This window comes from Paucibacter sp. XJ19-41 (genome assembly GCF_028462495.1).
GTDB lineage: Bacteria > Pseudomonadota > Gammaproteobacteria > Burkholderiales > Burkholderiaceae_C > Roseateles_E.
The window spans coordinates 17,377-34,876 of the sequence record NZ_JAQOWX010000059.1 but is presented as its reverse complement, the minus strand read 5'-3'; the positions used below and the strand labels follow the sequence as shown (position 1 = coordinate 34,876).

Annotated in this window: 17 protein-coding genes; 15 read left to right on the top strand and 2 right to left on the bottom strand. The window is 69.5% G+C overall.

The window, feature by feature from the left end; translation table 11 throughout:
- Positions 1 to 642 (bottom strand): carotenoid 1,2-hydratase (locus PO768_RS16120; protein WP_272646865.1); only part of this gene is annotated, 642 nt, incomplete at its 3' end.
- A gap of 59 nt (positions 643 to 701) precedes the next feature.
- Entirely contained in the window at positions 702 to 2,339 is a 1,638-nt protein-coding gene (crtD, locus tag PO768_RS16115) for a 1-hydroxycarotenoid 3,4-desaturase CrtD (protein ID WP_272646864.1), read from the bottom strand.
- Between the two features lie 102 nt (positions 2,340 to 2,441).
- Here crtD and PO768_RS16110 point away from each other — a divergent pair, with 102 nt between their 5' ends.
- The 15 genes from PO768_RS16110 (at position 2,442) to PO768_RS16040 (ending at position 17,466) form a co-directional block, all read left to right on the top strand.
- Positions 2,442 to 3,338, top strand: a complete 897-nt coding sequence (locus PO768_RS16110) for a polyprenyl synthetase family protein (RefSeq protein WP_269841764.1) — start codon at positions 2,442 to 2,444, stop codon at positions 3,336 to 3,338.
- Between the two features lie 3 nt (positions 3,339 to 3,341).
- Positions 3,342 to 4,472, top strand: coding sequence for a methyltransferase (locus PO768_RS16105; protein WP_272646863.1), 1,131 nt, complete (start codon positions 3,342 to 3,344; stop codon positions 4,470 to 4,472).
- A gap of 92 nt (positions 4,473 to 4,564) precedes the next feature.
- Positions 4,565 to 5,518 carry a chlorophyll synthesis pathway protein BchC gene (gene bchC, locus PO768_RS16100; protein WP_272646862.1) on the top strand — a complete coding sequence of 318 codons (954 nt, stop codon included), beginning with the start codon at positions 4,565 to 4,567 and terminating at the stop codon, positions 5,516 to 5,518.
- Positions 5,515 to 6,543, top strand: a complete 1,029-nt coding sequence (locus PO768_RS16095; protein ID WP_272646861.1) for a chlorophyllide a reductase iron protein subunit X — start codon at positions 5,515 to 5,517, stop codon at positions 6,541 to 6,543. Before bchC ends, PO768_RS16095 begins: the two co-directional genes overlap by 4 nt.
- A gap of 2 nt (positions 6,544 to 6,545) precedes the next feature.
- Positions 6,546 to 8,120, top strand: a complete 1,575-nt coding sequence (bchY, locus tag PO768_RS16090; RefSeq protein WP_272646860.1) for a chlorophyllide a reductase subunit Y — start codon at positions 6,546 to 6,548, stop codon at positions 8,118 to 8,120.
- A 154-nt stretch (positions 8,121 to 8,274) separates the two neighbouring features.
- Entirely contained in the window at positions 8,275 to 9,765 is a 1,491-nt protein-coding gene (gene bchZ, locus PO768_RS16085; RefSeq protein ID WP_272646859.1) for a chlorophyllide a reductase subunit Z, read from the top strand.
- Positions 9,766 to 9,861: 96 nt separating this feature from the next.
- Positions 9,862 to 10,011, top strand: a complete 150-nt coding sequence (gene pufB / locus PO768_RS16080) for a light-harvesting antenna LH1, beta subunit (RefSeq protein WP_137940796.1) — start codon at positions 9,862 to 9,864, stop codon at positions 10,009 to 10,011.
- A gap of 20 nt (positions 10,012 to 10,031) precedes the next feature.
- Positions 10,032 to 10,256 (top strand): hypothetical protein, encoded by a 225-nt coding sequence (locus PO768_RS16075; protein WP_137940795.1) that lies wholly within the window; start codon positions 10,032 to 10,034, stop codon positions 10,254 to 10,256.
- Positions 10,257 to 10,267: 11 nt separating this feature from the next.
- On the top strand, positions 10,268 to 10,453 hold the full coding sequence (pufA, locus tag PO768_RS16070; RefSeq protein WP_133701504.1) for a light-harvesting antenna LH1, alpha subunit: 186 nt from the start codon (positions 10,268 to 10,270) through the stop codon (positions 10,451 to 10,453).
- A 108-nt stretch (positions 10,454 to 10,561) separates the two neighbouring features.
- A complete protein-coding gene (gene pufL, locus PO768_RS16065; protein ID WP_137940794.1) occupies positions 10,562 to 11,386 on the top strand; it encodes a photosynthetic reaction center subunit L in 825 nt (274 codons plus the stop codon).
- 31 nt (positions 11,387 to 11,417) lie between these two features.
- Positions 11,418 to 12,395 carry a photosynthetic reaction center subunit M gene (pufM, locus tag PO768_RS16060; protein WP_137940793.1) on the top strand — a complete coding sequence of 326 codons (978 nt, stop codon included), beginning with the start codon at positions 11,418 to 11,420 and terminating at the stop codon, positions 12,393 to 12,395.
- The gene (locus PO768_RS16055; protein ID WP_171018088.1) at positions 12,392 to 12,553 is read left to right on the top strand and encodes a hypothetical protein; all 162 of its coding nucleotides are present in this window, start codon (positions 12,392 to 12,394) and stop codon (positions 12,551 to 12,553) included. Before pufM ends, PO768_RS16055 begins: the two co-directional genes overlap by 4 nt.
- On the top strand, positions 12,550 to 13,665 hold the full coding sequence (gene pufC, locus PO768_RS16050) for a photosynthetic reaction center cytochrome PufC (protein ID WP_272646858.1): 1,116 nt from the start codon (positions 12,550 to 12,552) through the stop codon (positions 13,663 to 13,665). Before PO768_RS16055 ends, pufC begins: the two co-directional genes overlap by 4 nt.
- 136 nt (positions 13,666 to 13,801) lie before the next feature.
- Positions 13,802 to 15,226, top strand: a complete 1,425-nt coding sequence (locus PO768_RS16045; RefSeq protein ID WP_272646857.1) for a PAS domain-containing protein — start codon at positions 13,802 to 13,804, stop codon at positions 15,224 to 15,226.
- Between the two features lie 29 nt (positions 15,227 to 15,255).
- Entirely contained in the window at positions 15,256 to 17,466 is a 2,211-nt protein-coding gene (locus PO768_RS16040) for a GAF domain-containing protein (protein WP_272646856.1), read from the top strand.
- Positions 17,467 to 17,500: the final 34 nt, after the last annotated feature.

The following is a 17,500-nucleotide window of genomic DNA, read 5'->3' as shown; positions in this document are numbered from 1 at the left end:
CCAGGCCGTGCCCGGCAGCGGGCAGTCGGGCGGCAGCGGCCGCTGGGCGATGCGCCCTTGCGCATCGATATCCAGCGCCAGCGCGCGCCGCTCGCCGCTCAGCGGCTGAACCTCATAAAGCACGCGACAGCCCGCATGCCCGCCGAGCGCGGCGCGCGACCACTGCCAGCTGTGGAAGTCCTGCTCCAGCGGTCGGCTGCCGCCGTTTGCATCGAGATAGGCATCCCCTTGCCAGCGCAGGCCACGCGGCGCCTCGAAATCCAGCTCGACCCGCGCCGCCGGGCTGATCGGCTGCCACAGATGCCGGCCGGCGGCGTCCAGCGCAAAGGCCCGGCCCGGCAGCAACTGCGGCTGCAGACGGATCCGGCCGCGCAGGCGCCGGGGCCAGGGCGCCGTCCATTCATCGACCTCGATCTGCAGCGTGCCATCGTCCTGCCAGGCCAGACGGCTGGGGCCGATCTGCAGCTGCTCGGCGCTGCGCCGCAGCTGCGGCTCGCCGCGCTCGGTCATGGCCCACAGGCGCTGGTAGCCGGCGCGGCCCGGCGGGCGGTGGTAGAGCGCGATATTCAGCGCGCAATGGGCAGCGGGCCGCACCGCCTCGCCCTGGCGCCGCCGCGCCCAGGCGTAGTAGGGCGAGAACACGCTGCCGATGAAGGCGATCAGGGTCAGCGCATAGGCGCTGCCGTCCGGCTGCGGGTCGCTCAGCGCGTCGAGATACCACCAGGCGTAAGCAGGGCCCCGTCCGTCGCGCGCACCCAGCGGCGTGTCGAATGCAGGGCCGCGCAGATCTGCTCGGCGGCCCGCTGACCCGACAGCGCCGCCATCGGCACGCCCGGCCCCGGATGCACCGAGCCCCCCGCCAGGAACAGGCCCGGCACCCTCGTGCGGCCATCCGGGCGCGCGAAGAAGCTGGCCCGCCAGCCCTGGCTGGCCGGGCCGTAGAGCGCGCCCCCGGTCGCCGGGAACCGCTGTGCAAAGTCCTGCGGCCGGGTGCACAGCGGCGCATGCGGGCTCGGCCTCAGTCGCAGGCCCGCACGGCCCAGTTGATCCCACATCCCTTGCTGGCATCGCGCAATCTCCGGTTCGGTCAGCGCGCGGGCGCTGGCGGGGGCCATGGCTGGGGCCATAGCGGGGGCATTCACGAGACACATCAGTCGCTCGGCCCGCTGCGGCGGGCGGCCGCTGGCATCGCCGGCGCGGTCCTGCGCACAGACATAGACGGTCGGCGTCCCGGGCAAGTGGCCCTGGGCGATCGCGTCGAACTCGGCGCGGTAGTGCTCGGCCGGGCCGAAAAGCACATTGTGGTGAGACAGCTCGAAACCGCCGGCCTCGACCTCAGCCAGCAGGTGCCAGGTCAGCGCCGACAGCGAGCGCGGCGGCGGTATCGCCGGCAGGCTCAGCGCCTGCTGCACCGGCCGGCCCAGCAGACCGCTGGCCAGCGCCTGGGCGTCACCGTTGAACAGCACCGCGTCGGCGCTTAGGCGCTCGCCGTCCTGCAGCTCGACGCCGCCGACCCCGCCGTCCGCACGCATCAGCAACTGCCGCACCTCGCAGCCATAACGGTAGCTCACGCCCTGCTGCCGGCCGGCTGCGGCCAGGGCCTGGGCCAGCCGATACATGCCGCCCTCAATCTGCCAGACCGCCTCGCGCTCGACATGGGCCACCAGCATCAGCGTGGCCGGCGCCTCGAAGGGCGAGGAGCCGCAGTAGGTGGCGTAGCGGCCGAAGAGCTGGCGCAGGCGCGGGTCATGGAAGTAGCGGCCCAGCGCCGTCCACAAGCTGGTGAAGGGCGAGATGCGCAGCAACTGCCGCAGGCCGGAAGGCCCTTGCTGGCGCAGCACGCGCCAGGCCAGGGAGCCGGGCGTGGGCCGGCTGCTCTGCATGAAGGGCCGATCCAGGGTCTGGTAGACGGCGCCGGCGCGCTCGCAGAAGGCGCGGTAGCGCTGCGCCTCGGCCGCGCCGCTGAACTCGGCAATGGCCGCGACGCTGGTCTCCAGATCGGCCGACAGGTCCAGGCGCTGATCGGGCCCCCAGGCATGGCGGGCCAGCACGCTGCAGCGGCGCAGGCTCAGGTGCTGATCCAGGCTCAGGCCCAGATGCTCGAACAGCGCGTCGAAGACCCAGCGCATCGTCAGCACCGTGGGGCCGCCGTCCAGGCTTTGGGGCCCCAGCTCGATCTGGCGCATCTTGCCGCCGGGCGCGGCCGCCCGCTCCAGCATCTGCACCTCGATGCCGCTGCGCGCCATCAGGGCTGCGGCCGTCAGCCCGCCGATGCCGGCGCCCACCACCAGCACCCGGGGTGGACGAAGCGGCGCACAGGGCAGGGCGTTGACGCGCATTGACGCAATCTCCATGTGTGTCTATTCTGATTGACACATATTAATGTAATTCGCTGGCGACATACGGTCGTTCTGCGGGTTCCGTCAGCAAAGGCCACGCCCATGCACATGCCCTATCCAGACCGAATCGAGCGCGCGCTGCGCGCCAGCCTGAGCGTCAGTCTGCAAAGCGGCCATCCGCCGAAGCTGGCCGCCGCGATGCAGCATGCGGTGTTTCCCGGCGGCGCGCGCATCCGGCCGACGCTGTGCCTGGCGGTGGCCCAGGCCTGCGGCGAGGACGATCCCGGCCTCAGCGAGGGCGCGGCGGCGGCCATCGAGCTGCTGCACTGCGCCTCGCTGGTGCATGACGACCTGCCTTGCTTCGATGCGGCCGACACGCGGCGCGGCCGGCCCTCGGTGCAGCGCGCCTTCGGCGAGCGGCTGGCCGTGCTGGCCGGCGACGCGCTGATCATCGCGGCCTTCGAGGTGCTCGGTGCCCGGGCGCGTCGCCATCTCTCGCGCCTGCCGGCGCTGCTGCGCACGGTCTGCCACGGTGTCGGCATGCCCATGGGTATCGTCGCCGGCCAGGCCTGGGAGTGCGAGCCGCAGCTCTCGCTGCGCGACTACCAGCAGGCCAAGACCGGCGCCTTGTTCGCCGCCGCCACCATGGCCGGCGCGCAGGCGGCCGGTGCCGACGGCACGCCCTGGCGCGCTTTAGGCGAGCAGCTGGGCCAGGCCTACCAGGTGGCCGACGACATCCGCGACGTGGCCCTGGACCCCAGCGCCACCGGCAAGCCCGGTGGGCAAGACCTGGCCCTGGGACGACCCAGCATGGCGCGCGAGCTGGGGCTGGAGGGCGCGCTGGCCGAGTTTCACCGCCTGATCCAGGCGACCCTGCTGACCGTGCCGGTCTGCCCGGGGGCGGCACAGTTTCGCCAGCTGATCCGGCACGAGGCCGAGCGCCTGGTGCCGCCGCATTTGCTGGAGCGGGTAGCCGAGTCGCAAGTCCAGGCGGCCTGAGCGATGAGCACAGCCCAGGCTCATTGGAGCGATGCGCCGCTGGCCTGGCGCGACCGGCTGCTGAGCAGCGCCGGCTTTCGGCGCTGGGCCGAGGCCTTTGTGCCGACGCGCTGGATCGCGCGCCGGCGTGCCGCGGCGCTGTTTGACCTGCTGGCCGGCTTTGTCTACTCGCAGGTGCTGCTGGCCTGCGTGCAGCTGCGCCTGTTTGATCTGCTGGCCGCGCAGGGGCCGCTGACGCTGGCCGCGCTGGCGCAGCGCCTGAGCCTGCCGCTGGCCGGCACCGAGCGGCTGGTGCTGGCGGCCGTGTCGCTGCGGCTGCTGGACGCGCGTTCTGAGAGCCGCTATGGCCTGGGCGCCTTGGGCGCCGCCATGGTGGGCAACACCGCTGTGGCGGCCATGGTCGAGCACCATGGCGCGCTGTACCGCGACCTGGCGGACCCGGTGGCGCTGCTGCGCGGCGAGCCGGCCTCGGCGCAGCTGGCCGGCTTCTGGCCTTACGCGGGATCGGCGGCGCCTGGCGGTCTGCCCGCACCGCAGTTGGCCGCCTATTCGGCGCTGATGGCGGCCTCGCAGCCGCTGGTGGCCGAGCAGGTCTTGCAGGCCTACCCGCTGCGGCGCCATCGCCGCCTGCTCGATGTCGGCGGTGGCGACGGCGCGTTTGCCTGCGCCGCGGCCGCGCACGCACCGGGCCTGCAGTTGCAGGTCTTCGATCTGCCCGGTGTGGTCGTGCGGGCACGCGAACGCTTCGAGCGTGCCGGCCTGGCGGCGCGCTGCAGCGCCGTGGGCGGCGACTTCTTCAGTGACGCCTTGCCGCCGGGCGCGGACCTGATCACGCTGCTGCGCGTCGTGCATGACCATGATGACGCCCAGGTGCTGATGCTGCTGCGCGCGGTGCGCCAGGCCCTGGCTGCCGGCGGGCGGCTGCTGCTGGCCGAGCCGCTGGCCGAGACGCCGGGGGCCGAGGCCATGGGCCATGCCTATTTCGGTTTCTATCTGATGGCCATGGGCCAGGGCCGGCCGCGCAGCGAGGCGCGGCTGCGTGAACTGGCGATGCAGGCCGGCTTCGGCCGGGTCCGGCGGCTGCGCACCCGCATGCCTTTGCAGACCGGCCTGTTGCTGCTTGATCGGGGCTGACAGTTCTGAGTGTAAATATTAGTTGACGTTTTGCTGTGTCTGCTTAAGATGACTCATGGGATCGAGAGATTCCGTCCTCAGGAGATCCGCTGATGAACACCCTGGCCGTGGTGATTGACCGCCCCGAGCATCTGAGCCTCGCTCAGCTGCGGCTGCCGGCGATGGAAGACGGCGATGTGGTGGTCGAGGTGGAATGGAGCGGCATCAGCACCGGCACCGAGCGCCTGATCTGGACCGGCACCATGCCGATGTTCCCCGGCATGGGATACCCGCTGGTGCCGGGTTATGAGGCGGTCGGCCGTGTCATCGCGGTCAGCCCGCAGAGCACGCAGTGGATAGGCCAGCGGGTCTTCGTGCCCGGCGCGCGCTGCTTCGGCGAGGTCAAGGGCTTGTTCGGCGGCTCGGCCTCGCGCCTGGTCGTGCCCGGTGCCAAGGTCGTGCCGGTCGAGGAAAAGCTCGGCGAGCAGGCGGTGCTGCTGGCGCTGGCCGCGACCGCTTATCACAGCGTGGCCGGCGGCGGCCAGGATGTGCCGTTTGCGCCGCCCGACCTGATCGTCGGTCATGGCGTGCTGGGGCGCTTGCTGGCGCGCATGAATGTGGCGGCCGGCATCACCGACTTCACCGTCTGGGAGACCAACCCGGTGCGCGCCGACAGCGCCGTGGGCTACACGGTCACCCACCCCGACGAGGACAAGCGCCGCGACTACAAGGCCATCTACGACGTCAGCGGCGACTCGGGCCTGCTGGACAGCCTGATTGCCCGGCTCGCGCCCGGCGGCGAGGTGGTGCTGGCGGGCTTTTATTCGAAGCCGCTGTCGCTGAACTTTGCGCCGGCCTTCATGCGCGAGGCGCGCATCCGCGTCGCCGCCGAATGGACGCGGCCCGACATGCTGGCGGTCAACGCCTTGCTGCACGCCGGCCGGCTGTCGCTGGACGGTTTGCTGACCCACTGCGAGCCGGCCGAGCAGGCCGGCAGCGCCTACAGCCAAGCCTTCAACGATGCCGGCTGCCTGAAGATGGTTCTGGACTGGAGACACCACGCATGAGCAACACGAGCATCCCGGCGCTTGCGCCGATGGTCTTCCAACGCGGGGCCAGTCAGTCCGACGCACTGCGCGCCGAGGCCGCCATCGAGCCCGATGCCGTGGCCACCGGCCCGGTCACCAAGACCACGCAGATCATCGCGATCTACGGCAAGGGCGGCATCGGCAAGAGTTTCACGCTGGCCAATCTCAGCTACATGATGGCCCAGCAGGGCAAGAAGGTGCTCTTGATCGGCTGCGACCCGAAGAGCGACACCACCAGCCTGCTGTTCGGCGGCAAGGCCTGCCCCACCATCATCGAGACGAGCTCGAAGAAGAAGCTGGCCGGCGAGGCGGTGGCCATCGGCGATGTCTGCTTCAAGCGCGACGGCGTCTATGCGATGGAGCTCGGCGGCCCGGAGGTCGGCCGCGGCTGCGGCGGGCGCGGCATCATCCACGGCTTCGAGACGCTGGAAAAACTCGGTTTCCACGACTGGGGTTTCGACTACGTGCTCCTGGACTTCCTTGGCGACGTGGTCTGCGGCGGCTTCGGCCTGCCGATCGCGCGCGATATGTGCCAGAAGGTCATCGTCGTTGCGTCCAACGACTTGCAGAGCCTGTACGTGGCCAACAACGTCTGCAGCGCGGTGGAGTACTTCCGCAAGCTGGGCGGCAATGTCGGCGTGGCCGGCATGGTGATCAACAAGGACGATGGCACCGGCGAGGCCGCCGCCTTCGCGCAAGCCGTGGGCATCCCGGTGCTGGCAGCCATCCCCGCGCACGAGGACATCCGCCGCAAGAGCGCCAGCTACGAAATCATCGGCCGGCCCGGCACCCAGTGGGCCTCGCTGTTCGAAACCCTGGCCACCAATGTCGGCGAGGCGCCGCCGGTGCGGCCCAAGCCGCAGACCCAGGACCAGCTGCTGGGCCTGTTCTCGGCCGAGGTCACCGGACGCGATTTCAAGATGGAACCGGCGACGCTGTTCGACATGGTCGGCAAGACCGAGTTGATCAAGCCGACGCTTGAAGTGATCTACGACGCGGCCTGATCATGTCTAACTGCCACGCCGCTCCCGAACTCGCCCTGGCCGCAGGGAAGGCCAACAGCGCCGCCACGCGCGAGACCCTGGAGCGCTATGCCGCCGACTACCCCAAGGGCCCGCACGACCAGCCGCAGAGCATGTGTCCGGCCTTCGGCGCGCTGCGCGTGGGCCTGCGCATGCGGCGCACCGCCACCATCCTCAGCGGCTCGGCCTGTTGCGTCTACGGCCTGACCTTCACCTCCCACTTTTACGGCGCCAAGCGCAGCGTCGGCTATGTGCCCTTCAACAGCGAGAGCCTGGTGACCGGCAAGCTGTTCGAGGACATCCGCGACGCGGTCCATGCCCAGGCCGACCCGGCCAAGCTCGACGCGCTGGTCGTGATCAATCTCTGCGTGCCCACCGCCAGCGGCGTGCCGCTGCAGCTGCTGCCCAAGCAGATCCAGGGCGTGCGCATCATCGGGGTCGATGTGCCGGGCTTCGGCGTGCCCACCCATGCCGAGGCCAAGGATGTGCTGGCCGGAGCGATGCTGAAGTACGCGCGTGGCGAGGCCGAGGCCGGGCCGGTCGCCGCACCGACCGGCTGGCGCGAGAAAAAGCTGCAGACCGGCCGGCCCACGGTGAGCCTGCTCGGCGAGATGTTCCCGGCCGACCCGGTGGTGCTGGGCATGCTGCTGGAGCCCATGGGCCTGGCGGCCGGCCCTGTCGTGCCGACGCGCGAGTGGCGCGAGCTCTATGCGGCGCTGGACTGCACGGTGGCTGCGGCCATCCATCCCTTCTACACCGCTTGCGTGCGCGAGTTCGAGGCCGCCGGCCGGCCGGTGATCGGCTCGGCGCCGGTCGGCCATGACGGCACCGAAGCCTGGCTGCAGGCCATCGGCATTGCAGCCAACGTGTCGCAGGCGCTGATCGACGCGGCCAAGCAGAAGTTTCTTCCGGCAATACGGGGCGCGCTGGCGCGCTCGCCGATCAAGGGTCGGGTCACGGTCAGCGGCTACGAAGGCTCGGAACTGCTGGTGGCCCGACTGCTGATCGAGAGTGGCGCCGAGGTGCCTTATGTGGGCACCGCCTGCCCGCGCACCCGCTGGAGCGACCCCGACCGCGAATGGCTGACCTCGCGCGGCGTGCATGTGCAGTACCGCGCCTCGCTGGAACAGGACCTGGCGGCGCTGGCCGAGTGCAAGCCCGATCTGGCCATTGGCACGACGCCGGTGGTGCAGAAGGCCAAGCAGCTGGCACTGCCGGCGCTGTACTTCACCAACCTGATCTCGGCCCGCCCGCTGATGGGCCCGGCCGGCGCCGGCTCGCTGGCCCAGGTGGTCAATGCGGCGATGAACAACAAGCACCGCTTCGACCAGATGCGCGAATTCTTTGGCGAGGTGGGCTCAGGCCATGCGGCCGGAATCTGGGAAGAAGTGCCACGCGACCGTCCCGAGTTCAAGGCCGACACGCGTCGCCAGGTCATCAAGCTGATCAAGCGCCGCAAGGCGGANGAAGTGCCACGCGACCGTCCCGAGTTCAAGGCCGACACGCGTCGCCAGGTCATCAAGCTGATCAAGCGCCGCAAGGCGGAGGAGATGATTTGATGTGCGATCACCTGAACCCTCGCAGCGCTCGCCTGGTCTGCCTGGCGCGAGTCCTTCCTCGGCCGCGCCGCCGGATCGCCCATCGCGGCCCGCTGCGCTCGATCGCGGCGCGCTACTGCGGCTTTCGCCGCTGCGTTGAATGGGGCAGCGCCACATGCTAGTGCTGGACCACGACCGGGCCGGCGGCTACTGGGGGGCCGTCTATGTCTTCACCGCGATCAAGGGCCTGCAGGTCGTGATCGACGGGCCGGTCGGTTGCGAGAACCTGCCGGTGACCTCGGTGCTGCACTACACCGACGCCTTGCCGCCGCATGAGCTGCCCATTGTCGTGACCGGCCTGGCCGAGGAGCAGCTGGGCCGCGAAGGCACCGAGGGCTCGATGAAACGCGCCCATGCGACCTTGGACCCGGACCTGCCCAGCGTGGTGGTGACCGGCTCGATCGCCGAGATGATTGGCGGCGGCGTCACGCCCGAGGGCACGACGATTGCGCGCTTTCTGCCGCGCACCATCGACGAGGACCAGTGGCAGTGCGCGAACCGCGCGATGTTCTGGCTCTGGACCGAACATGGGGTCAAAAAGGTGCCGGCGCGCACGCCCTTCGATCAGCGACCCGCTGGCGAGAAACCGCGCGTCAACCTGATCGGCCCCTGCTACGGCCAGTTCAACAGCGCCAGCGATCTGCACGAGATCCGCCGCCTGGTCGAGGGCATAGGCGCCGAGGTCAATATGGTCTTCCCGCTGGGCAGCCATCTGGCCGATGTCGCGAACCTGGTGCATGCCGACGTCAACGTCTGCATGTACCGCGAATTCGGCCGCATGCTTTGCGAGGCGCTGGAGCGGCCCTGGCTGCAGGCCCCGATCGGCCTGCACAGCACCACCGCCTTTCTGCGCGAGCTGGGCCGCCTGCTGCATCTGGACCCCGAGCCCTTCATCGAGCGCGAGAAGCACACGACGATCAAGCCGATCTGGGACCTGTGGCGCTCGGTCACGCAGGACTTCTTCGCCACCGCCAGCTTTGCGGTGGTGGCCAGCGAGACCTATGCGCGCGGGCTGCGGCATTTCTTCGAGGACGAGCTGGGCCTGCCCTGCAATTTCGCGGTGGCGCGCAAGCCCGGCGAGAAGACCGACAACGACGCGATCCGCGCGCTGGTGCATCAGAAGCCGCCGCTGGTGATGTATGGCAGCTTCAACGAGCGCATGTATATGGCCGAGGCCGGTACTGGACCGGGAAAAGGGCCGATGAAGCCCGCCTTCATTCCCGCCTCCTTCCCCGGCGCCATCATCCGCCGCGCCACCGGCACGCCCTTCATGGGCTATGCCGGCGCGACCTATCTGGTGCAGGAGTTCTGCAACGCGCTGTTCGATGCGCTCTTCCACATCCTGCCGCTGGGCACCGAGCTCGACCAGGCCGAGGCCACGCCGGCCCGGGCCCTGCCCGAGATGGGCTGGACGCAGCAAGCCAAGGAGTTGCTCGACGAGCTGCTGGAGGCGCAGCCGGTGCTGCTGCGCATCTCGGCGGCCAAGCGCCTGCGCGACCGCGCCGAGGCAGCGGCGCGTGCGCGGGGGGCGGCAGCAGTTGCCGTTGACGACATCGAAGGGCACACCCGACAACTGGCCGCCGCAGCCATCGGAGCGCTCACGTGAACACCAGTCTTGCCGGGGGCTTCTCTGCCCTGGAAGTCCCTGCCGCGCGGGAGCTGCGCGGTACTGGCCGCAAGGCTTTTTTGAGGAGCTATCGCTATGGCTGACAACAGAACAGGCTCGTTATCCGGGCTGACTGAGAACGAGGCCCGGGAATTCCACGGCATTTTCATGTCCAGCTTCATCGGCTTTACGGCGGTTGCCGTGGTCGCCCATGTGCTGGTGTGGATGTGGCGTCCCTGGCTCTGAATCGCTGAAGGAGGCCCGTCATGGCTGAGATCACCACCGTCCCCGTCAACCATGCGGCTTTGCAGGACTCCAAGGCTTACGAGGCGCTGTTCTTCGTGAGTTTTGTGTTCGTGCTGATGATCGCCGTCGCCGCCCAGCTGCTGTTGCTGAAGTGGCGTCGCTGGTTCCCGGGCGCGGAGAGCGAGAAATCGCTGATCAAGGGTGTGAGGGCGGGTGTCTACACCTTCATGTCGCACCTTAACTAGGAGAGATAAGCATGTGGAGAATTTGGTTGCTGTTCGACCCGCGCCGAGCGCTGGTCGCCTTGTTCGCTTTCTTGTTCGTACTGGCGCTGGTGATTCACTTCGTGCTCTTGAGTACCAACAAGTTCAACTGGCTCGATGGACCCAGGACGCAGGCGGTGAGCCAGAACTCATCGATGCCCGCACCGGCGCCGAAGTAGTCGCCGGCCTCGACCCATCGAAGCCACGGCGCGGGTTGAGGCCCGCGCCGTGGCCGGACCGCACAGGGCCCCGCCAGGCGCGGGCGCCCTCTACCTGAGGTGGCAAGCATGGCTATGCTGAACTTCGAGAGAAAGTACCGCGTACGCGGCGGCACCCTGCTGGGAGGCGATCTGTTCGACTTCTGGGTAGGTCCGTTCTATGTCGGCTTCTTCGGTGTGACCACGGCGTTCTTCTCGCTGGTCGGCATCCTGCTGATTGTCTGGGGCGCCTCGCAGGGCGGCACCTGGAACCTCTGGCAGATCAATATCGCGCCGCCCGACCTGAAATACGGTCTCGGCATGGCGCCGCTGATGGAGGGCGGGCTGTGGCAGCTGATCACCGTCTGCGCCATCGGTTCCTTCGTCTCCTGGGCGCTGCGCGAGGTCGAGATCTGCCGCAAGCTGGGCATCGGCTACCACGTGCCCTTCGCCTTCTCGGTGGCCATCCTGGCCTATGTCACGCTGGTGGTGATACGGCCCGCGCTGATGGGGGCCTGGGGCCATGGCTTCCCCTACGGCATCATGAGCCATCTGGACTGGGTGTCCAACACCGGCTACCAGTACCTGCACTTCCACTACAACCCGGCGCATATGCTGGCGGTGAGCTTCTTCTTCGCCACCACCTTCGCGCTGAGCCTGCACGGCGCGCTGATCCTGTCGGCCACCAACCCGGCCAAGGGCGAGGTGGTCAAGACCGCCGAGCACGAGAACACCTTCTTCCGCGATGCCATCGGCTACTCGATCGGCACCCTGGGCATCCACCGCCTGGGCCTGTTCCTGGCCCTGTCGGCCGGCTTCTGGAGCGCGGTCTGCATCGTCATCAGCGGCCCCTTCTGGACCCGTGGCTGGCCCGAGTGGTGGAGCTGGTGGCTGAACCTGCCGGTCTGGCGCTGAGCACAAGTCCAACAAGCCGAGGAGACTCATCATGGCTGCGGAATATCAGAATCTTTTCACCAGCGTCCAGGTCGCGGCGCCGTCCTATCCCGGCGTGCCGCTGGGGCGCGACGAGTACCAGCGCGAGGGCAGGGGGGCGCACTGGCACTGGCTGGGGCGCCTCGGTGATGCGCAGATCGGGCCGATCTACCTCGGCTGGCTGGGCATTGCCTCGCTGATCTGCGGCTTCATTGCCATCGAGATCATCGGCCTGAATATGTGGGCCTCGGTCGGCTGGGATCCGGTGCAGTTCGCCCGCCAGCTGTTCTGGCTGGCGCTGGAGCCGCCGCCGCCGGCCTACGGCCTATCGCTGCCACCGCTGAACCAGGGCGGCTGGTGGCTGCTGGCCGGCTTCTTCCTGACCATGGCCATCCTGCTGTGGTGGGCCCGCATGTACCGGCGTGCCCGCAAGCTCGGCATGGGCACCCATGTGGCCTGGGCCTTCGCCGCGGCCATCTGGCTCTACCTGGTGCTGGGTTTCATCCGACCCATCCTGATGGGCAGCTGGGGCGAGGCCGTGCCCTTCGGCATCTTCCCGCACCTGGACTGGACGGCAGCGTTCTCGCTGCGCTATGGCAATCTGTTCTACAACCCCTTCCACATGCTCAGCATCGCCTTTCTGTACGGCAGCACGCTGCTGTTCGCGATGCATGGCGCCACCATCCTGGCGGTCAGCCGCTTCGGCGGCGAGCGCGAGATCGAGCAGATCACCGACCGCGGCACGGCCAGCGAACGGGCCGCGCTGTTCTGGCGCTGGACCATGGGCTTCAACGCGACGATGGAATCCATCCACCGCTGGGCCTGGTGGTTTGCCGTGCTGTGCCCGCTGACCGGCGGCATCGGCATCCTCTTGACCGGCACCGTGGTGGACAACTGGTATCTGTGGGCCGTCAAGCATGGCGTCGCGCCGCTGTACCCGGCGGTGTTCCAGCCCATCGTCGATCCGGCCGTGCTGGGAGCCAAGCCATGAGCCGCCAGCATCTGAACCACTGGTGCGCCGCCTGCTGGACCCTGCTGCGCAATGGTTTCGGCGGAGCGTCGCTGAGCCTGGCCATCCAGGCGCAATTGCCGGCGCAAATGCCGGTGGCGGTGCAGCCCGGCGCCTTGTTGACTGGAGAGCAGCCATGATGAATCGACAATCCTTGCGCCTCATCGGGCTGGGCCTGCTGTGTACGCTGCTCGCGGCTTGCGAGCGGCCGCCGGTCGACACGGTGCAGCGCGGCTACCGCGGCACCGGCATGGAGCAGGTCTACAACCCGCGCCTGATGGCCGAGCAGGCCGCCCTGCACGAGGCACCGGCGCCGTTGGAGCCGGCCTCGCCCGACGGCCCCAAGGCCGGGCAGGTCTACCAGAACGTCAAGGTGCTGGGCGACCAGAGCGTGGCCGAGTTCAGCCGCACCATGGTGGCGATGACCAACTGGGTGTCGCCCAAGCAGGGCTGCGTGCATTGCCACAATGTGCAGAACTTCGCCGACGACTCGCTCTACACCAAGGTGGTCGCGCGCCGCATGCTGCAGATGACGCAGAAGATCAACAGCGACTGGCAAAGCCATGTCGCCAAGACCGGCGTCACCTGCTTCACCTGCCACCGCGGCGAACCGGTGCCCAAGGAGGTCTGGTTCCAGCCGCTGGCGCCCAAGGGCGAGAACAACTTCGCCGGCAATCTGGCGGGCCAGAACGCGCCGGCGGCCAGTGTCGGTCTGGCGTCCCTGCCCAACGATCCCTTCAGCGCCTTCCTGCTCGGCGACGCGCCGATACGTGTGGCCGGCACGCAGGCCCTGCCGGACGGCAACCGGCAATCGATCAAGCAGACGGAGTGGACCTACAGCCTGATGATGCACATGTCCAAGTCGCTGAACGTCAACTGCACCCAGTGCCACAACACCCGCGCCTTCGGCGAGTGGGACAACAGCTCGCCGCCGCGCCTGAGCGCCTGGCATGGCATACGCATGGCGCGCGAGTTGAATCTGGAGCATATGCTGCCGCTGACCGACACATTCCCGGTCGCGCGCCTGGGCCCCGGTGGTGATGTCGCCAAGGTCAACTGCGCCACCTGCCACCAGGGCGCGCACAAGCCGTTGTATGGCGCCGAGATGGCCAAGCATCACCCCGAATTGCAGGTCAAGACCGGCCCGACGCCGGCGGCCGGCACGGCGCTCAGCACCGACGACCTGAAGGTGCTGGAAGTCCTGCCGGCGACACCGGCCACCATGGCGGCCAAGCCGGCAACTCCGGGCTGAACAGTAGAAAACGCGGGTTTCCGGCAGGGGCCGGGCAGGCCTACGATCCAGCTGTCTGTGATAAGTTCAAGCAGTATCTCCGGGCGCCGCGCCAGCGCTGCGCCCGGGCTTCATCACTCGATCGAGGCCGCCTCAGGTGTCCACAGCTTCCGAAGACCCCTCCGATCTCAGCGCGCTGTCGCCCCTGGCCAGCGAACTGGCCAACACCATTGCGCGGGTGGCCAGCGATATCGCCCTGGTCATCGACAAGGACGGCGTGATCTCGGCCGTGGCCGAGGGCCAGGCCGTGCAGGCGCAGGGCTGTGGCGACTGGGTCGGCCAGCGCTGGGTCGACACGGTCACGGCCAGTACGCGCGGCAAGATCCAGTCCCTGCTCGATGAGGTCACGACCGAGGGCGTGGTCTCGCGCCGCCGCGAGGTCAGCCATCCTGCCCAGGGCGGGCAGGAGCTGCCCCTGACCTGGGCGGCGATACGGCTGGGCGCCGATGGCCCGGTGCTGGCGGTGGGCCGCGATCTGCGCGCGGTCGCCGCGATCCAGCAGCGCTTTGTCGAAGCGCAGCAGGAGCTGGAACACCATTTCTGGAGCCGCCGCCAGGCCGAAAGCCGCTATCAGCTGCTGTTCCAGGTCGCCAATGACGCGGTGCTGGTGCTGGACGCGCTGAGCCTGAAGGTGCTGGAGGCCAATGCGGCCAGCGCCGCGCTGCTCGGCCATGATGCTGGCTCGATCCAAGGCCGGCCGCTGAGCGAGAGCCTGCCGCCCTCGGCGCGGGCGGCGGTGCTGGAGCTGCTGGCCACGGCGCGCAGCAGCGGCCGCGCCGGCGAGATCCGCGTGCGCGGCCCGGCCGGCGCGCTGGACGTCTCGGCCACCCCCTTCCGGGCCGATGAGGCCCAGCTGATTCTGGTGCGGGCGCGTCGCGAGGATGCGGCCAGCGCCGACAGCCTGGCGCTGGCGCGCATGGCGGAGTTTGTCGAGACCACGCCCGATGCGGTGGTCATCACCGACTCTGCGGGCGCCGTGCTGATGGCCAACCCGGCCTTTCTGCGCCTGGCCCATCAGGCCAACGAGCTGGCGCTGCGCGGCCGGGCTCTGTCCGAGCTGCTGCTCGACGCCGACGGCGGCTGGGCGCAGGTCATCGAGCGGGTGCGCAGCACCGGCATCGTCGCCAGCGCGTCGCTGGAGGTGGGCTCGCCCAGCGGCGATCCGCAGACCGTGCAGGTCACGGCGGCGCTGATGACCGAGGGTGAGCAGGCCTGCCTGGGTTTCATCCTGCGGCCCGGTCGGCCAGCGGTTTCTTTGCAAGCGACCGGCGACGATGTGTTGGCCGGCTTGCTCGACCAGGTCGGTCAGGTGCCGCTGGCGGACTTGCTGGTGGAGGTGGCGCATCGGGCCGAGCGGCAGCTGATCGCTAGCGCCTTGCTGCGCAGCGGCGGCCGGCGCGACGCGGCGGCCGAGGCCCTGGGCATGACGAGCGAGGCGCTGGGCCTGCGCATGCAGCGGCATGGGCTGTCGGGGCTGGGCTATCTGCCGGGCAACGGCGGATCCACGCACCTGATCAACTGAAGCAAGACTGAACGACGCAGCACGCATCGATGCAAGCCTCGAAGCAAGTGGCACCCGCCTTCGGCCAGGCCGACCTCAGCAACTGCGAACGCGAGCTGATCCATCTGGCCGGCTCGGTGCAGCCGCATGGCGCGCTGCTGGTCTTGCGCGAGAGCGCCGATCTGCAGGTGCAGCAGTGCAGCGGCAATGTCGCGCGCCTGCTGGGCCTGCCGGCCGAGGCCCTGCTGCAGCGGCCGCTGGCGCTGCTGGGCGGCGATGTGGCCGAGCGGGTGGCGGCGCTGCTGCAGCCGCAACAGCATCCAGGCGGCCACGCCGATCTGCACGAGGCCGTGGTGCTGCAGTGCTGCATCGGGCCGGCGGGTCGCCGTTTCGACGGCGCGCTGCACCGGCTGGCCGAGGGCGGGCTGGTGCTGGAGCTGGAGCCAGCGACGACCTCGGCCTCAGCCGAAACCGGTGGCCTGGAACTGCAAGACCTGGCCCCCGAGCTGATGGCCACCACGCTGTCCGAGGCCTTGCAGCGCTTCGGGGCCGCGCCCTCGGTAGGCGTGCTGACCGATGCGGTGGTCGAGGTGCTGCGCCATCTGACCGGCTATGACCGCGTGGTGGTTTACAAATTCGACCCCGACGGCCATGGCAAGGTGATCGCCGAGGCGCGGCACCCGCGGCTGGAGTCGCTGCTGGGCCACCACTACCCGGCCAGCGACATTCCGCAGCGCGCCCGGGCGCTGTATCTGCTCAATCGGGTGCGCATGCTGGTCGACGTGAACGCGCAGCAGGCCCCGCTGCTGCCGGCGCTGCGGCCCGAGACCGGCGCGCCGCTGGACATGTCGCTGTGCCAGCTGCGCAGCATGTCGCCCATCCATCTGCAGTACCTGCGCAATATGGGCGTGACGGCCACGCTGACCGCCTCGCTGGTGCGCGAGGGTCAGCTCTGGGGCCTGATCGCCTGCCACCATTACTCGCCGCGCCACCTGCGCTGCACGCTGCGCTCGGCCGCCGATCTGCTGGCCGAGGTGGCCTCCACCCGCATCTCGGCCATCGAGAACTATGCCCATGCCCAGGTGGCGCTGATGGTGCGCCGGCTGGAGCAGCGCCTGGTCGAGGCCACCTCGACCGAGGGCGACTGGCGCTATGCCTTGTTCCGCAACCCGCGCACCCTGCTGCAGCCGCTGGACGCCACCGGCGCTGCGCTGTTCTGCGAGGGCGAGGTGCTGGTCTCGGGCGAGACGCCGTCCACGCCCGAGCTGCGCGCGCTGTTGGCCTGGGTGCAGGATCAGCAGCAGCCGGTGCCTGTTGATGAGCCCTTTGCCTGCGCCTCGGTCGGCCAGGCGAACCCGGCGCTGGCCAGCCTCACGCCGACGGCCAGCGGCGTGCTGGCCGTGCGCCTGTCCACCAACAGCCCCGACTGGCTGATGTGGTTCCGCAAGGAGCAGCTGCAAAGCGTCACCTGGGCCGGCGATCCGTCCAAGCCCATGGTGGCCAACAACCCGCTGGAGCTGTCGCCGCGCCGCTCCTTCGCGGCCTGGTCCGAGATCGTGCGCGGCACGGCCGTGCCCTGGTCGAGCACCGAGCTCGCGCTGGCGCGCGGCATCGGCGTGGCCCTGGTGGACATCATCGTGCAGGTGCAGGCGGTGCGATTGCTGATCGCCGAGCATCAGCTGGTGCAGATCCGCGGCGCGGTGGCCGGCTCGCGCGAGCCGGTGCTGGTGGCCAATGCCGAGGGCCGCGTGGTGTTCGCCAACGAGGCCCTGGTGGGCCTGCGCGGCGCGCCGGTCGAGAAGGGCAGCGAGATCGCCGGCCTGTTCGCCGCCGCGCCGGCCGTGCAGCAGGCCCTGGCCGAGATGCGCCGCTCCCAGCACGGCTGGCGCCGCGAACTCGATTTGCTTGGCGCCGGCGACACGCGGGTGCCGATGGCCGTCCATGCCGAGCCGGTCAGCGGCCGCGACGGCCAGGCGCTGGGTTATGTCTTGACCCTGCTCGACCTGCGCGAAGCCCGCCGCGCCGACACCGCCCGGCTCAATCTGGAGAGCACCCTGCGCCTGGCCGCGCAGCACACCCGCAGTGAAGCCAGCGAGCCCGACGGCGTGATCGCCGCCATCCTCACCAACGCCAGCCTCGCCGCGATGGACATCGCCGACGCCCGCGGTGGCCCGCCGGTCGCGCCGCTGCTGCAGGAGCTGGAAAACTCGACGCGCAGGGCAGCGGGGCTGTATGCGCAGATCAGGAGTTTTTCGGGGTAGGGGGCGCGGGACAGCGGACGGCCGGTGTCCATCA